Annotated in this window: 15 protein-coding genes and 1 riboswitch; of the genes, 6 read left to right on the top strand and 9 right to left on the bottom strand. The window is 43.6% G+C overall.

Annotated features, from left to right (window positions below; translation table 11 throughout):
* Window positions 1-192 precede the first annotated feature (192 nt).
* Window positions 193-289: riboswitch (TPP riboswitch) on the top strand.
* Between the two features lie 49 nt (window positions 290-338).
* The gene (locus tag ACFQ21_RS13125; RefSeq protein WP_377579655.1) at window positions 339-2798 is read left to right on the top strand and encodes a TonB-dependent receptor; all 2460 of its coding nucleotides are present in this window, start codon (window positions 339-341) and stop codon (window positions 2796-2798) included.
* 70 nt (window positions 2799-2868) lie between these two features.
* Complete coding sequence (locus tag ACFQ21_RS13120) at window positions 2869-3726, top strand: geranylgeranylglycerol-phosphate geranylgeranyltransferase (RefSeq protein ID WP_377579654.1); 858 nt, start codon at window positions 2869-2871, stop codon at window positions 3724-3726.
* Window positions 3727-3763: 37 nt separating this feature from the next.
* Here the strand turns inward: ACFQ21_RS13120 and selD are convergent, their stop codons facing one another.
* The 8 genes from selD to ACFQ21_RS13080 form a co-directional block, all read right to left on the bottom strand.
* Window positions 3764-4795, bottom strand: a complete 1032-nt coding sequence (gene selD, locus ACFQ21_RS13115) for a selenide, water dikinase SelD (RefSeq protein WP_377579653.1) — start codon at window positions 4793-4795, stop codon at window positions 3764-3766.
* An 80-nt stretch (window positions 4796-4875) separates the two neighbouring features.
* The gene (mnmH, locus tag ACFQ21_RS13110; protein WP_377579652.1) at window positions 4876-5883 is read right to left on the bottom strand and encodes a tRNA 2-selenouridine(34) synthase MnmH; all 1008 of its coding nucleotides are present in this window, start codon (window positions 5881-5883) and stop codon (window positions 4876-4878) included.
* Between the two features lie 70 nt (window positions 5884-5953).
* Complete coding sequence (locus ACFQ21_RS13105) at window positions 5954-8635, bottom strand: DUF5686 family protein (protein WP_377579651.1); 2682 nt, start codon at window positions 8633-8635, stop codon at window positions 5954-5956.
* Between the two features lie 17 nt (window positions 8636-8652).
* Window positions 8653-9228 carry a nicotinate (nicotinamide) nucleotide adenylyltransferase gene (nadD, locus tag ACFQ21_RS13100; RefSeq protein WP_377579650.1) on the bottom strand — a complete coding sequence of 192 codons (576 nt, stop codon included), beginning with the start codon at window positions 9226-9228 and terminating at the stop codon, window positions 8653-8655.
* Window positions 9229-9312: 84 nt separating this feature from the next.
* Window positions 9313-9885 carry a guanylate kinase gene (gene gmk, locus ACFQ21_RS13095; RefSeq protein ID WP_377579649.1) on the bottom strand — a complete coding sequence of 191 codons (573 nt, stop codon included), beginning with the start codon at window positions 9883-9885 and terminating at the stop codon, window positions 9313-9315.
* Window positions 9882-10154 (bottom strand): anti-sigma factor, encoded by a 273-nt coding sequence (locus ACFQ21_RS13090; RefSeq protein WP_377579648.1) that lies wholly within the window; start codon window positions 10152-10154, stop codon window positions 9882-9884. Before ACFQ21_RS13090 ends, gmk begins: the two co-directional genes overlap by 4 nt.
* Window positions 10155-10157: 3 nt before the next feature.
* Window positions 10158-10751 carry a sigma-70 family RNA polymerase sigma factor gene (locus tag ACFQ21_RS13085; RefSeq protein ID WP_377579647.1) on the bottom strand — a complete coding sequence of 198 codons (594 nt, stop codon included), beginning with the start codon at window positions 10749-10751 and terminating at the stop codon, window positions 10158-10160.
* 168 nt (window positions 10752-10919) lie between these two features.
* Window positions 10920-12788 carry a YfbK domain-containing protein gene (locus ACFQ21_RS13080; protein ID WP_377579646.1) on the bottom strand — a complete coding sequence of 623 codons (1869 nt, stop codon included), beginning with the start codon at window positions 12786-12788 and terminating at the stop codon, window positions 10920-10922.
* A 90-nt stretch (window positions 12789-12878) separates the two neighbouring features.
* Here ACFQ21_RS13080 and ACFQ21_RS13075 point away from each other — a divergent pair, with 90 nt between their 5' ends.
* Both ACFQ21_RS13075 and ACFQ21_RS13070 read left to right on the top strand, forming a co-directional pair.
* A complete protein-coding gene (locus ACFQ21_RS13075) occupies window positions 12879-13442 on the top strand; it encodes an RNA polymerase sigma factor (RefSeq protein ID WP_377579645.1) in 564 nt (187 codons plus the stop codon).
* Window positions 13435-14865, top strand: a complete 1431-nt coding sequence (locus ACFQ21_RS13070; RefSeq protein WP_377579644.1) for a TonB family protein — start codon at window positions 13435-13437, stop codon at window positions 14863-14865. Before ACFQ21_RS13075 ends, ACFQ21_RS13070 begins: the two co-directional genes overlap by 8 nt.
* A gap of 78 nt (window positions 14866-14943) precedes the next feature.
* On the opposite strand, the gene ACFQ21_RS13065 is transcribed toward ACFQ21_RS13070, so the two are convergent.
* Window positions 14944-15324, bottom strand: a complete 381-nt coding sequence (locus ACFQ21_RS13065) for a four-helix bundle copper-binding protein (protein WP_377579643.1) — start codon at window positions 15322-15324, stop codon at window positions 14944-14946.
* A gap of 133 nt (window positions 15325-15457) precedes the next feature.
* On the opposite strand from ACFQ21_RS13065, the gene ACFQ21_RS13060 reads away from it, so the two are divergent.
* Both ACFQ21_RS13060 and ACFQ21_RS13055 read left to right on the top strand, forming a co-directional pair.
* Window positions 15458-15628, top strand: a complete 171-nt coding sequence (locus ACFQ21_RS13060) for a hypothetical protein (protein ID WP_377579642.1) — start codon at window positions 15458-15460, stop codon at window positions 15626-15628.
* A gap of 46 nt (window positions 15629-15674) precedes the next feature.
* Complete coding sequence (locus tag ACFQ21_RS13055) at window positions 15675-15938, top strand: SemiSWEET family sugar transporter (RefSeq protein ID WP_377579641.1); 264 nt, start codon at window positions 15675-15677, stop codon at window positions 15936-15938.
* Window positions 15939-15995 lie beyond the last annotated feature (57 nt).

Here is a 15995-nt window from a genome sequence, read left to right as displayed (position 1 = left end):
CGACATCAAGTCGTACTGATTTTACCCCGGAAACAGAACCCCAGGTTCATGTTTGTCCGATGGTTTGATTAGTAAAAAACGGTCAACCTTTTTTAGGGATCGACATTTTTACTCCTGTAACCAGTAGCCAGCGACCAGCAGCTTTTCACGAAGGTTTGCAATTCGAGTTCTATACATTTACCTTTGCACTGTCGAAAGACAAAGGGGTGCCTTAATATAACGGGCTGAGATTATACCCAATGAACCTGATGCCGGTAATGCGGCCGAAGGGAAGGCAAGGTTAAACGTACGCAGAGCATTCCCCTGTGCGCTGTTAGTTTAAACCACATTTTAAAACAATGTACAAAGTATTTTTAGTGGCAGCAGTCATGCTGTTGTCAGCGCGCGTCTATGCGCAGGAGTTCTCCATGGCAGGCAGTGTTCGCGATGCGAAGAACAACCAGGTATTAACCGGAGCAACGTTACAACTGGAAGGCACAAATCGTGCTACGGTAAGCGATGCATTCGGAAGATTCAGATTCGATAAACTTGCCGCAGGTGAATATAGCTTGCTGGTAAAATTTATCGGCTATTCAGATCAATCACAAAAAGTCAGCCTCTCTTCAGCGAATGCTGAAGTAACGGTAGCGTTACAGGAATCATTTGTGATGACAGATGAAGTAGTCGTTTCGGCAACGCGGGCCGATGAAAAAACTCCGGCTACATTTACCAATGTAAATCGCGAGGCTATACAAAAACAAAACTTCGGACAGGATTTACCTTTCCTGTTGAATTGGACACCCTCTGCCGTAGTAACGTCTGATGCCGGAACCGGTGTAGGCTATACCGGCATTCGCATTCGCGGAAGCGATGCAACCCGCATCAATGTAACGGTTAACGGTATACCCTATAACGATGCCGAGTCGCTCGGTACCTTCTGGGTTGATGTCCCGGATATAGCGGCATCATCACAAAGTATACAGGTACAACGCGGTGTAGGTACATCTACCAATGGCGGTGGTGCATTTGGTGCTACTATAAATTTACAGACCAACACACGCAATGACGATCCGTATGCTACACTCATGTCGTCTGCAGGTTCGTTTGGTACATTCAGAAACAGTTTGAGTTTTGGTACAGGTTTACTCAATGATCATTGGGTAATTGACGGTCGTGTATCCAAAATAAATTCTGATGGATTTATCGATCGTGCTACAGCCGATTTACAATCATACTATTTCTCGGCTGGTTTCTATTCCGGCAACACCATGATCAAGGCCATTACGTTTGGTGGTAAAGAAAGAACATACCAGGCATGGTATGGCGTGCCGCAGTCGCGCTTGCAAAATGATACCGAAGCAATGCTGATGACGGCATCAAATGAAGGCTGGAACCAGGAGCAAACCAACAACCTGTTAACTTCCAACAGCCGCACGTTCAATCCCTATACCTATAAGAACCAGGTTGATGACTATAAACAGGATCACTATCAACTCCATTTCTCACAACGTTTAGCCGATGCCTTTACGGCCAATGTATCATTACACTATACACCGGGTAAAGGATATTATGAAGAGTATCGCTATAACAACAAGCTCGCAGACTATGGACTGTCACCTGTAACGATCGGTGATTCAACAATAACATCAACAGATCTTGTGCGCAGACGCTGGCTGAAGAATGACTTCTACGGATTTACGTATTCACTCAACTACGAGAAGGATAAATTGAATGCTATACTCGGTGGTGGCTGGAATCGTTATGATGGCGATCACTATGGACAAATTATATGGGCGCAGGTATCACCTGTACCAACCGAGTATCAGTATTATTTCAACAATGGCGACAAGCGCGATTTTAATATATATGGTAAAACTACCTATAGCTTTACCGATCGCCTCAACGCTTACGTAGACCTGCAATACAGAAGAGTTACCTATACAGCAACGGGTATAGAGAACAAGCAAAATACAGTGAATGTAGATGCTGATTTCAATTTCTTTAATCCGAAGGCCGGAGTAACGTTTGCCGTGAGTGATAACCAGGTGGCGTATGCTTCCTATAGTATAGCAAACCGCGAGCCGGTGCGCGATGATTTTGTGGATGCGCCACAAGGTCGCACACCCAAATCTGAAAACCTGAGAAACCTGGAAGCAGGCTATAAGATTATGGGTAAGAACTATATGCTGAAAGCGAATTATTACCTGATGGATTATCGCGATCAACTCGTGCTTACCGGACAGGTAAATGACGTAGGAGCTTCTATTCGTACCAACGTTGATAAAAGTTATCGCATGGGTATAGAACTCGAAGGAGCTCTTAAAATTTCAGAGCGCTTCTCGTGGAATGCCAACGTTACACTGAGTCGAAACAAAATCAAGGAATTTAAGGAAGTGTATTATGATTACGGAGCAAACTTCGATGAGTATAATGAAGTTAGTGTTACACACCGGAATACAGATATTTCATTTTCTCCGAACATAATTGCCGGTTCAGGTCTGAACTATAAAATATTCAAAAACCTGGAGGCAACCTTGCTTACCAAATATGTAGGTAGTCAGTATCTCGACAACACTTCCAACGCACAACGAAGTATAGATGCTTACGTGGTGAACGATCTGCGTTTTTCGTACACCGTGCACCCCACATTTATGAAAGAGATAGGGCTGAGCCTGCTCATCAATAATATTCTGGAGGAAGAATATGAATCCAACGGGTATACGTGGGGTTATGCAGGGGGTGGCCAGCAGTACCGTGAGAACTATTATTTTCCGCAGGCAGGCCGCAATTTTATGGCTATGCTGACCTTTAAATTTTAAATCTTCTTTAATAAACCTCCCGGCACTTTAAACCCGAGAGGTTTATGTGTTAATTTGCCATGAGGGTATCATGGCAACTATTAACCGTTCACGCATTTTTATCGAGTCGTTGTTAAAGCTCACACGTTTTGGCAACCTGGTTATCATTGGCATAACGCAATACTTCACGGCTGCCTTTCTTGTTGACAGGAGTACACTGGACGATGGCAGGTTATTTCTGCTGTCGGTTTCTACAGTCCTCATCGCGGCAGCAGGCTATATCATTAATGATTACTACGATGTAAAGATAGACTACATCAACAAACCGGAGCGTGTGGTGATCGGCAAGAATATACCGCGCAGGTATGCGATACTCTTCCATGTTGTTCTTTCCGGTATAGGTATAATAATCGGATTGCTGCTGTCGTGGCGCATTGCTGCACTGAATGTGCTGTCTGCTTTTCTACTCTGGCTATATTCCAACAACCTGAAGCGGCTTCCGTTTATTGGAAATTTCTCCGTGGCGTTTCTCACAGGCTTGTCGGTGTGGATTGTTGATTTACTATACCGACATGGAAGTGCTCTCATTGTGATCTACGCGAGCTTTGCCTTTTTTATGACGCTGGTGCGCGAGATCATTAAGGACATGGAAGACCTGAAAGGTGACAATACGTTCGGCTGCCGAACACTCCCGATTGTGTGGGGACTGAGGCGCACCAAGTTTGCTATATACTTTATACTGGCTGTATTCGCGCTCACAGTAATACTCATCAACCAGTTCTACAAAGCGCTGCCGCTGGAGTACTTCCTTATATTTCTTTTTATACCGCTGCTGATATTACTCTATCGCCTGATACGGGCCGACACAACCCGCGACTTTGCCGCGCTTAGCACCTTCTGCAAAATTATTATGCTGCTGGGTATACTTAGCATGGCATTTATAAAGTGATGACGTTATATATATTATATATCTATAATAATTAGATCTACAGTACTTCTATAATGTGCGTTCCTTTGGCTATAAGTCTTCCAAAAGGCTTAAGATTATATTCATGCAGTTGCATTTCTTTTTCAAAAGCTTCCTGTTGATCTTCGTCAACCACAATCAGTAGTCCGCCACTCGTTTGTGGATCTGCGAGTATAGCTTTTTGTTTATCGGTGATTGCTGAGATCTTCGAGCCGTAGCTATCCCAGTTGCGCGTGGTGCCACCAGGCATACTCTTCTGTTCAATATAGTGATCGAGGAAATTGAAGACTGGTATTTTGCTGAATTCTATCTGTGCACAAAGTTCACTGCCTTCGCATACTTCACACAAGTGTCCTAATAGTCCAAAACCGGTAACATCGGTCAAGGCACTTACATACGGTAACTTACCAACTTCAGCACCCAGCCAGTTCAGTGTAAGCATACTGTCTACTGCCTGTTGATAATGTGCTTGCTGTACAATTCCTTTTTTCTGCGCTGTAGTAATTATACCAATGCCCAGCGGTTTGGTTAAATATAGCAACGAGTTTGCTCTAGCCGTATCGTTGCGTTTCAGATGTTCCCTCTTCACTTTGCCGGTAACGGCCAGCCCGAATACAGGTTCAGGACAATCAATACTATGTCCGCCCGCCAGCGGCATTTCAGCTTCAAGACAAACTTTACGACTTCCTTCCAACACACCTTTGGCAACTTCCGGTGGTATTTTGTTAACGGGCCACCCGAGTATAGCAATGGCCATAAAAGGTTCGCCACCCATCGCATATATATCACTGATGGCATTGACAGATGCAATGGCTCCGAATGTAGCGGGGTCATCTACGATCGGCATAAAGAAATCTGTTGTGCTTACAATGCAGGTTCCATCGCCCAGGTCGTATACAGCAGCATCATCTTTCGATTCGTTGCCCACGAGTAACTCCGGAAAAATAGTTTTAGGAGCATTGGAGTGAAGAATGGTTTCCAGTACGGCCGGAGATATTTTACATCCACAACCTGCGCCATGACTGTATTGTGTAAGTTTGATTGGTTCCATACTACAAAGTAAACGTATCGGTAAACTATATTGAAATTAATTTTTCCGGATTTACGCTGATGCTTTACTCGCGCTATACTTCATTTCGCTTGTTGTATCAGCGTTGCTGCAAAGGCATCGGCATCATTGCCATTCCAGGAAACCGAAGTTTTAACGCGTTGTTTTTTGCGAATCAAACCATTGGTATAGGCCTTGTCGTAGTAGGTGAGAAGTATAGCAATAACAGCAGCCATATCATCCTGCAAAAGTTTTTCGCGCGCTGCATTAAAATGTTGTCCGCCTAATTTTTTTGTGATCTGTATCATGGCCTGCAGAAACATATCTTTATCGGCAGCACCATATTCCTGCACGAGTCGTTCAATGCGAACAGCCTTATCGACTTCGATCTCGATGACGGGACCACTGTTCATTTGTCTCCATAAACCTTCGGGAAGAAAAATTTTTCCTACTGCTATAGATTCATCTTCGATCCATACTCTTCTGGATAGATCAAGCTTATGAATTTCTTCGAAGAGATCATTTTGGAATTGTTCGGTAGTAGGTTGAGGAGGTAACATCAGTCCTCCGAAAGCAGAACCTTTATGAGACGCGAGTTGCTCCAGGTCGATGATCTGCTCGCCCTGATTTTTTAATGCGCGAAGAATTTCACTTTTACCACTACCGGTACACCCGCTAATGATCGTTAACTGCATTGGTAATTTATAAGACTCCAATGCTTTGGCGCGATACGCTTTATAGCCTCCTGCAAGCTGATGGCTTTTAACGCGCGCCATACCTACAAACTGGCAGAAGTTGGAAGAGCGCATGCCACCGCGCCAGCAATGTACCAGAATTTCTTTCCCTATTTTTTCCGTTTCACTAACAATGTCGATAAGCCGGGGACCCACCAATCGAAAGCCGGTCTTGATTGCTTCCTGCTGTCCTTTCTGTTTATAGTCTGTGCCAACGGCTATGCGCTCGGTATTGTTTAATATAGGTATATTTAGTGCTGCCGGTATATGCCCTTGCTGATACTCTCCTTCGGAGCGCACGTCAACGATGGGAAGCTGTGCGCGGAGTTTCAGAAAATCATCAATGGAAAGCTGCATAGTATAATGAGGCTGTTAACCCGAATGCTAAAACTACGCAAGTGAACAGCCAATGACAATGCCGGCCCAATCAATTATCAGAAAAATTAACCGAGAAGGCAGTATTGATTCCAATGCGGAAACCATAGTCCATATACTTGCCATCGCGGAATGATGCTACTGCCTCGAGACGGAAGAAGCGAAGTATACCATCGATAGAATATCCGAGCTCGGTATAATTCTTCGAGGTAGGTGTGGCGAGGTAATTCACGAAAACATTCTCACTCACACCAGCCATGCGCACCAGCGGAAAGCTTGTGACCAGGAATCTGCGAAAGTGATAATGAACGTTACCGGCAAAGTATTGTTTGCGTGTGCTAAATGCGTAGTAGTCGAGTAAACGGAAACTGCCCACCGGATCGGCCGTAGCAAAAGGTGTCTGGTTACCAAGGAAATGTTTATAGTCCATGAACTCCATTTTGTTCGACTGCAGAAATGCTCCACCGCGCAACGCTACGTCTACATGCCCGCGAACACCAATATTGAATTCATGTTTTACGCCAAGTTCCACACGATCGTAATCAACATCGCTTCCCAATACATCCGGTATACCACGATGATACTCGGCCATGAACGTAGGCGATGAACTTCCGATTTCGTATTTCTTTCCATTGCGTATCTGGTATTTGAGCCAGGGCCGTGCCGTTACCTGTAACGAACCGATCAAAGCATTATGAATACCAAATCCGGTAAGAGGTAATTCTTCACTGTAGGGCATGTTGCTCGTATACCCTTCAACACTTTTTCGATCGATCAGTTTATCATTCGTAGTGTTAGACAGCATGTAACGTCTGTTTATGGAGAGTCCTCCATTTACCGTAACATACTGGCTAAGCTTTCTGCGGTAATTCAAATCGATATACCTCCGTTCGTATAGCTTCATCAGGTTCTTCTCTAGGAACAACGTGGTAAATGTATTGACAATAGGAAGTATAGGTTCATCTGCGTTAAACTGTTTTATATAGCGACCACCTTCCAGCTCTAACCTGTATTTCTGATTACGCAATTGGAACTTAAGGTTACCCGAAGCTACTTCGCGTGAGAATGCGTAACGGAAAGCCGGGGTAATGGTGAGGCGTGTTTTGTTAGTGTCCTGTAATATAGTTCCGAATGATACTTTATATACCAGGTTCCAGCCTTCTACAGTATTGAATCCGGGCATGGGGAAATGTATTTTGAAATTGGAATGCTTCGATACTTTATAGGTGTCACCAATCAACAGATCCCACGGTTGAAAGCCTTTGTGCTTGGAGGCTTTGAGCGTATCGCCTTCTTCGGCTCTGCGTGCAACGGTAGCCATGCTATCGGACTTCTGATAGCCCTTCACTTCTTCTGTGGTAAGCGGTACGGGACGAATGGAAGCCCAATAGGTAGAGTCTTTTTTATAGGCACCACTATCAATCTTAAAGGTGTTATCTGAAATTACTTCGGGTTCTTTCTGTCGCTTCAACTCCTGCTTCTCATACTCTTTCATCATTTTGTTGAGCTCCTTGCGGGTAATTTCTTTTCCGGATTCGAGTCGGTTTTGAAGTTGCTTGAGATTATCTGCATCTTTGTTTTTCTTTGCAGCCGTTGATGGTTTGTTCTGTTCTATTTTTTTTGCTTCTTCCTTCTGTACTTTCTCATCGATCACCTCCATCTTGTCGTTGTCAACATAAAGGGCAGGGTTTAGTTTGATTTTGTAGTCGCTAACAGTAGCCAGGTATTTAAATTCTGCTTCAAAGCCGAATGCTCTTCCCTCCACTCTGAATTGGTGCGATACCGGCATCCATGCTTTATCTTCTATCGGTGCATATATAGCTTTGATGTATACCTGTATACCCATTTTGCTGGTGTTAATGTCGAGACTGTGAATGCTCCACCAGCCTTCTACAATGTTAATCACACCCTCCACTACGTTGTCGCCCTTTAAGCGTGGTGTTACTTTTATCTTGCTTACTTCATAGTTGCGATCCTGGAATGTGCCCAGGTATTCAAATTTATAGTATGAAAATGCTTTCGGTGCCAAGGGTGAAATAGTGCCCTGTATTTCCGGTTCATAGAAACTTCCGAATATATACTGGTTAGGAGATGTATTGTTGTCTTTACCATCGCTGCGGATGGAGATAACTTTTTCTTCGAACTTGTTCGGCCGGGTATATTTTACCTCACTCACCGATTCGGATATATATACCCGGTTCTTTTCGATGCCTTCTTTTTGTAAAGCTCGCTTCGCAAGCCAGGGATAATCTTTAAGCTTGCCAGCGCCTTTGATATATACCCGTGCCGTATAGCTGTCCAGTTGTTGCCGGTGATAGTTCGCTTTGGCTATAGCCTTGCGCATAATGGTATAGGCCGGGTCTTCGTTGCCATCTTGCACCACTACAGTGGGTAATACCGTTGCCTGTGGTTTGAGTGTTACATTAACGGAGACAAAATCATTGTCTACATCGATAATGCGTACCTGTGTTTCGTACCCGAGATACTGGTATATAAGTTCGTAGTGGCCGGAGTCGAGTGCTATTTCATACGTACCGTTTTCATTGGCCGTAGTGCCCGATCCGTTTTGCTTTACAAAAATGGATGCAAACCCAAGAGGTTTGCCGGTTTCATCTACAATGGTGCCCCGTATGCCTTGTGCAAAAGTAAATACAGGAAGGAGTGTTAACACAATAAGAAAAGTAACACGCATCGTGTGTGTTGCAGCCAATGCCAACCGGGTATGAAATTGCATGTATAGATAAAAAGGGTTTAATCCTGGTAAAAGCCCTTCGCACGAATCATCTCCTCTACCACATCGGGAACAAGATAACGCACGGATTGTTTATTTCTGATGCAGTTCCGGATAAAAGTAGCTGAAATGTCCAGCAAGGGAGCCTCTACAAACGTAACGTTAGGATGCGTATGAAGTTCTGAAAGTTGCACATTGGGTCTGCGATAAACGTAAAGTCCGTAATCTTCCAGTATACGTTCATAGTTTTTCCAGCGGGTAAACGAAGCCAGGTTGTCTTCGCCCATAATGATTCTGAACTCCTTGTCGGGGAACTTTTCGTGCAGGTGCACCAGCGTGTGAATGGTATAGCTCGGTTTGGGGAGATTAAATTCTATATCGGATACTTCGAGCTTGTAATTATTGAAGATGGCCGCACGCACCATATCATACCGGTCGAACTCATGCAATAACCCTTTGCTGGGTTTAAGCGGATTTTGAGGCGACACTACAAACCAAACTTTTTTAAGATCGGTGGTCTCTGCCATAAGGTTGGCAATGATGAGGTGCCCCACGTGAATGGGATTGAACGAGCCGAAGAAGAGTCCGATTTTCATGGTTAACAATAAAAAAACTCTACAGTAAAGATGTAGAGTTTTATATATATCCTGAAACTTCTGAACCCGAATATAGGGCAGGTGTTATTTATTTTTGAAGTCGTTGTAGAGACTTTGTGCTTCCGCCAGCGACTTGTCGAGGTTCTCGTTAACCAATACTACATCGAAGTGATCCTGGAACGACATTTCAAAATTAGCTTTGAAGAGTCTACGCGAAAGACTTTCGGGAGATTCCGTACCACGGTCGTTCAACCGCTCTTTCAATACTTCGATGGATGGAACTTTAACAAATATAGCGAGGCCGTTATCGCCAAAATACTTTTTCAGATTTAGGCCGCCTTTGACATCCACATCAAAGATCACATTTTTTCCTTCGCTCCAGATGCGTTCGATCTCTGACTTGAGCGTGCCATAAAAATTACCGGCATATACTTCTTCCCACTCAATGAAGTCATCATTATCGATATGATGTTTGAATTCTTCCGGTGTCAGAAAGTAATAATCTTTACCATGCTGTTCGGTGCGTCCGCGTTTATCACGTGTGGATGCAGAGATTGAAAATCCAAGGTCAGGATTTGCAGCAAGCAGGTGTTTAACGATCGTTGTTTTTCCGGAGCCTGATGGCGCTGAAAAAATAATTGCTTTACCAGCCATCAACGCGCCAGATTATTAATCACTTTGGTTTTGATGTCATCCACTAATTCCTGTGGAGCATCCTGGCAGCATTTCGTTTTCAGGAGTTGGCGTATGGCTACTTCCAAATGATAATTCTTGTAGCAGGGCATGCACTCCTCCAAATGATTTTTCAGGAAATGATCTTTTTGTTCGGAAGTTGCTTCACCATCTAAAATGAGTTGAAGCATTTTGAGGCATTCGTTCTTCTCTGGACAATCTTGCTTCATCTTGCTCGGATCGGGGTTGCTCATGATCTATGCGGTTTTATAACCCATTTGTTTAGCGTACTCACTAAGTTTTTCTTTCAGCAGGTTGCGTGCCCGGTGAAGTCGGCTACGAACTGTTCCGATAGGTATATCCAGAATCTTCGCCATCTCTTCATATTTAAAACCTTCCAGGTCGCATAAAATTATCACTGTTCTGAAATCAACATCAAGAGCGTTGAGGGCATTTGATATCTCATCACCGATCATATCTTTAAGCGCCTCCACACGCAGATCGGGTGTTATTTGCCGGTCAACCTCCTCCGAATTGTAATAGCTCTCTACTTCCTGATAATCTACTTTCGAAGGCTCTTTGCTCTTCTTTCGATAATCATTAATAAAGCTGTTTTTTAAAATTCGAAACAGCCATGCTTTAGCATTAGTTCCTTTCTGAAAAGATTCAATAAAGCGATAGGCTTTCAGATAAGTATCCTGCAATAAGTCTTTGGCATCATCGGCATCCAGCGTGAGCCTGTAAGCAAAGTTATACATGGAGTTAATGTGGGGCATAAACTCTCCATGAAAGATAGTTTGCTTTTCAGCTTCTGTATAGTTTTGTTTTGGACTGTTCTCTTCTAATTCCATGCGGTCTTAAAAATAAGCAAAATTCACATTCCTTATATACGGCAAAGTTAAATGTGGAATTATCTCCCTAAAGAAAAGAATGAACAATATCTTTTCTGAGCCAATGTAAAAGGTAAATAAAAAAGCTGCCTTCGTAAAGAAAGACAGCTTTTCAATAAAAAAATTATTTTAACGGCTCGCCACTATTCCAAATGATTTAACCATATTGATGAACTCGATGCGGTATCCTTCCTTATCTGTGCTGCGGGCACCTTGGGCAAGTTGTACTACATCATCATAAGTATAATTCTTGCTATACTCGGATTCTCTCAGCAACATACCGAAGGCTGCCACCGATGCTGACCAGCGAAAGTTATCGGATGTTTTAGCAAGTGCTATGTTGTTATCTTTTAAAGGATGTACAATGAGTTTGCTAACGTCTTCATTCGGATTCTTATAGCGCAGCTTGATCGTCATCAATTCATCAGACTTTTTAGCTGCCGGATCGATCTTCGTAGTCTGGTATTTCAACTCATCAATCTTGAAGAACTCACTTTCAACACCTACCGGTATAATTTCATACAACGCAGTGACTGTATGTCCGGAACCCAGTTCGCCCGCATCTTTTTTATCGTTGTTGAAGTCTTCACTCTTCAGCATTCGGTTTTCATACCCGATGAGGCGATATGCTTTTACATGTGCAGGATTAAACTCGATCTGCAGTTTTACATCTTTAGCAATCGTAAAGAGTGTTCCGCCAAATTCATTTACCAATACTTTACGGGCTTCGGTAATGTTGTCTATATAGGCATAGTTACCATTGCCTTTATCGGCCAGTGTTTCCATTTTGGAATCTTTATAGTTACCCATGCCATAGCCTAATACGGTTAAGAAAATTCCTTCCTGGCGTTTCGCTTCGATCAAACGTTCCATGGAAGCGTTGCTCGATTCGCCAATGTTGAAGTCGCCATCAGTAGCGAGTATAACACGGTTGTTGCCATCTTTTTTGAAGTGCTCGCGTGCAGTTGCATAAGCTAAATTTATACCGGCACCACCTGCCGTTGATCCACCTGCCTCCAGACGATCAAGCGCCTCAATTATTTTCTTTTTCTCTGCACCTGATGTTGGTTCGAGGACGAGTCCTGCAGCACCGGCATATACTACTATCGCTACATGATCTTGCGGGCGAAGTTCTTCCACTAACATTTTGAAAGAAGACTTTAACAAGGGAAGTTTATTCGGTTCGTCCATAGAGCCTGATACATCAATGAGAAACACAAGGTTGGAAGCCGGTAATTTTTCGGTGGGAATCTTCTTTCCCTGTAAGCCTATATGTACCAGTTTATGTTTTGCATTCCACGGAGCAGATGAAATTTCCGTTACTACAGCAAAAGGATCGTCACGCTTCGGTTGTTCATAGTCGTAATCAAAATAGTTTACCATCTCTTCAATGCGCACGGCATCTTTCGGAGGACGATTGCCATTGTTAATGAACCTGCGGATGTTGCTATAGGATGCTGCATCAACATCGATAGAAAAAGTTGAAAGTGGATTACGTATAGCATCGTGAAATATATTCTCGTGTATAGCATCGTACTCTTCGGTGTTCCATTTTTCCTGCAGCTCAAGGTCAGCATATCCGATCTGGTCATAGGCAACAGATGGCGCGGCTATTGGTTCGGCTGCTGTTGAATAAGCAAAAGACTTTGCCTCTTGTTTGGTTGCATAATCCATAACAACAATTTCCTCCAGTTCTTTGGCATCATCTTCCAATGCAACGTTCAGGGTACCGGTCGTTCCGATCTTTACTTCTTTGGATTTTAATCCTATAAATGAAAACACCAGCGTGCCACCTTTGGCCGGTACTGTAATTTTATAGACACCGGCATGATCGGTTACGGCTGCCGTAGTAGTTCCTTTCAGTATAACCGTTACTCCGGGTAACGGACTTCCATCTTTGGCGTACGTTACTTTGCCGGTGATGACGCGCGACTCAGGTGATACAAATCCTGTACTGAATATTATCAGCGCAGCAACTATCCAGATATATTTTTTCATAACCCGTATATTTTGTTTTGCCTGTGAGATGCAGTCTGTAAAAAGATTCCATAAGCCAGTTGGAATTTTTTTTCTATTTTTCAAACGAACATGTCTTCTTTCAAAGTCCATAAGTCATTAACCGATGCCGACCTCCTGCTGGAATACAGGCGTTATGGTGAGCTTGCTGTGCTGGGAGAACTATACAACCGCTATATGTCGCTGGTATACGGAGTGTGCCTGAAGTACCTGAAAGACAGAGAAGAAAGTCGCGATGCTGTGATGCAGATATTTGAAAAGCTTGTGGTTACGCTGAAGGAACACGAGGTAGCGCACTTTAAAAGCTGGCTTTACGTTACGACCCGGAATCACTGCCTGATGCAGCTCCGGGCAGGCAAAGGAAAAAAATTCGAAGAAATATCGCCTTCCTTTATGGAAAACGACACCGTTTTTCATCTGGATGATGAGCCTGAAATGGAGACAAATCTTAGTAAATTGGAAAAGTGCATGGATACGCTGGTGGTTGAACAGAAACAGTGTGTGCAGTTGTTTTACTTACAGCAGAAGTGCTATAAAGAAATTGTACAGCTTACGGGCTATGACGATAACAAAGTGAAGAGCTATATACAGAATGGTAAACGCAATTTGAAGATCTGCATGGATCAACATGGCTGATTTGCAAAACGATATTGAACGATACCTGAAAGGTGAACTGACACCGGCCGAGATGCACGCCCTGGAGCGGAAGGCATTGAGCGACCCGTTCCTGGCAGAAGCATTGGAAGGTGCCGGAGGTATACCGAACGATGAACTGGAGGCTGATCTTCACGCGCTTCAGGCATCGCTTAGGGAACGTATACAATCACCGCGGGAAAAGGTTATACCGATGTGGGCATGGCCGATGCGTATGGCTGCGGGACTTGCACTACTGGCTGTATCGGGATTTGTTGTCTATAGTTTGTTGCAAAACAATTCTTCGAATGACCTGGCGGTGAATAAAGAAACCGTTGCTCCTGCTGAGAAGACAACCGAAGAGACGAAACCAGAACAAAATATACCTTCGGAGAATAAAGATATACCGGCGGAGCGACCGAAATCACTTGACCAATCAGCGGCAGGTAAAAGTGAGGAAAAGATACCTGAGAAAGTTACTCTCGGTATACAGGAATATACAGCGAAGTCTCCGGTGATAAAACCACAGCCCGTGGAGGAAGCTGTTATAACGGAACAAGTAGAGCAAATGGCATCGGTACCAGCTGACGAACAAGTATCCGACGAAGCAATAGCTGATAAATTTGATGACAAGGAAATTAGCAAAGCGTTGGAAGAGAGGGAACCGGTAGCTGCTACGTCTATACGAAAACGTGAGGCAAGTTTAGAATTGAAGAAAGAGGATGCCGGTTTCAGATACAGTTCATCACAAGCCGACACAACTGTGCAAGGTAATGCGATAAAGTTAGAGCCGGCTATGAACGGCTATATATCCGGCACGCGTATAATTCGAGGACAGGTACGATCTGCTGAGGAAGGTGTAGGATTACCCGGTGTAAACGTAATGGTAAAAGACAGTAATGTAGGAACCGTAACGGATATGCAGGGAAACTATGAATTGACTACAGAGAATACAAAAGATACCGATCTCGTTTTTTCTTTCATCGGTATGCAGAGTAAAGAGGTTGATGCAAATACTGATAAGGTTGATGTAGAACTGGAGCAGGATGTATCGCAGCTTAGTGAAGTGGTAGTGATGGGATATGGTGCAGAAAACATTACTGAAAAGGAGAGACCTACCATCGAATTTGCTACACCAGAGGGAGGAAGAATAGCCTATAAACAATACCTCGAAAAAAATATTAAATATCCGGAGCTTGCACTTCAGAATGAAATAGAAGGTAAGGTAACGATACAATTTACCGTAGAGCCTTCCGGTAAACTTACCGACTTTAAAGTGCTGAAAGGTATAGGGTATGGATGTGATGAAGAAGTAATACGCCTCATTAAGGCTGGTCCGAAGTGGACAGCGACAAAACGCGATGATGAAGTGGTAAAAGACAAAGTGAAGGTGAGGCTGAGGTTCAGGCTGCCGAAGAAGAAATAGTTCTTCCCAGATATATATCTTAAACTAATAGGCCCGCTGGTGCGGGCTTATTAGTTTTTTATAGTGTTGCTGTTGTTGTTAGGATTTAAGTTCTATGCTGCCGTCAAATTCATGGCAGGCTTCTGCGCAGCGTTCGCAGACTTCTGCACAATGTTGGCAATGTTCATGGCTATGTTTACGGCATTCTTCAGCGCACATGCGACAGGCTTCTTCACATACGCGCAAAAAGCTCGGCAGTATTTCAGAGTCGCGTTCCATAAAGCGGGCCGTCTGCACGCAGATCTCGGCACACTCACGACTCAGTTCTATGCAGCGGGTCATAATGTTTACTTCACGTTCCTGCAACGATGCTGTAGCACAGGTTTCACAGGCAATAACACACTCCAGCAGTTCACGAACCATGGGGTTGTTGGATTCTGGTGAGTGTGGACGATAACTCATTTTCTTGTTGTCTTTCATGGTGAATGTATTTTTAATGGGTAATGTTTTTTGTCTGGGACAGTCGAGAGTGAGTAAAAAACTATTCCATAAAAATGATTTTATAGACTGGCATGGAATTTTGTAACGATGCAGGAAAGAAAGATTTGTCAATATGGAAAAGATAAAAAACGGAGATTCTATTGTGTATAGAAACAGAGAGGGGATCGTATACGGTCGCCCGCGTGAAATCAAATCAAGAGGTCTTATTTATACCATCCGTATAGGCGATGAGTATATAAAAGCACTGCCCAGCGAATTGTCGCTGGCAACAAAGCATGGGTAAAGAATATAAAGTCTTCAGTATACCCTGAGGCAGGTGCTTCGCTAAAATGTCAACGGAAATTATAGGAATTGCTGCCGGTATTTGCACAGCTATATCGTTGTTGCCGCAGCTGATAAAAATTATCCGGGAGAAAGAAGCCCGGAATATATCCTTGTTCTACCTGGTAATTCTGCTGGCCGGGCTTTCGCTCTGGATCTGGTACGGCATTCTTCGCGAAGATTTACCGATTATTGCCACTAACATTACTTCCATTGTACTGAATATTGCCATTATCATTCTGGGCATCCGGTATAAACGCAGGGAGCGTTAACTACATCCGAAGATAGTTGTGTGAAGAGAACAGATCAATCGGAGTGATAACCTGTTC

Source organism: Ohtaekwangia kribbensis, from assembly GCF_042676245.1.
GTDB classification, from domain to species: Bacteria; Bacteroidota; Bacteroidia; order Cytophagales; family Cyclobacteriaceae; genus Ohtaekwangia; species Ohtaekwangia kribbensis.
Note: the sequence above shows the minus strand (reverse complement) of the source record. Positions and strands in the feature narration are given on the sequence as shown.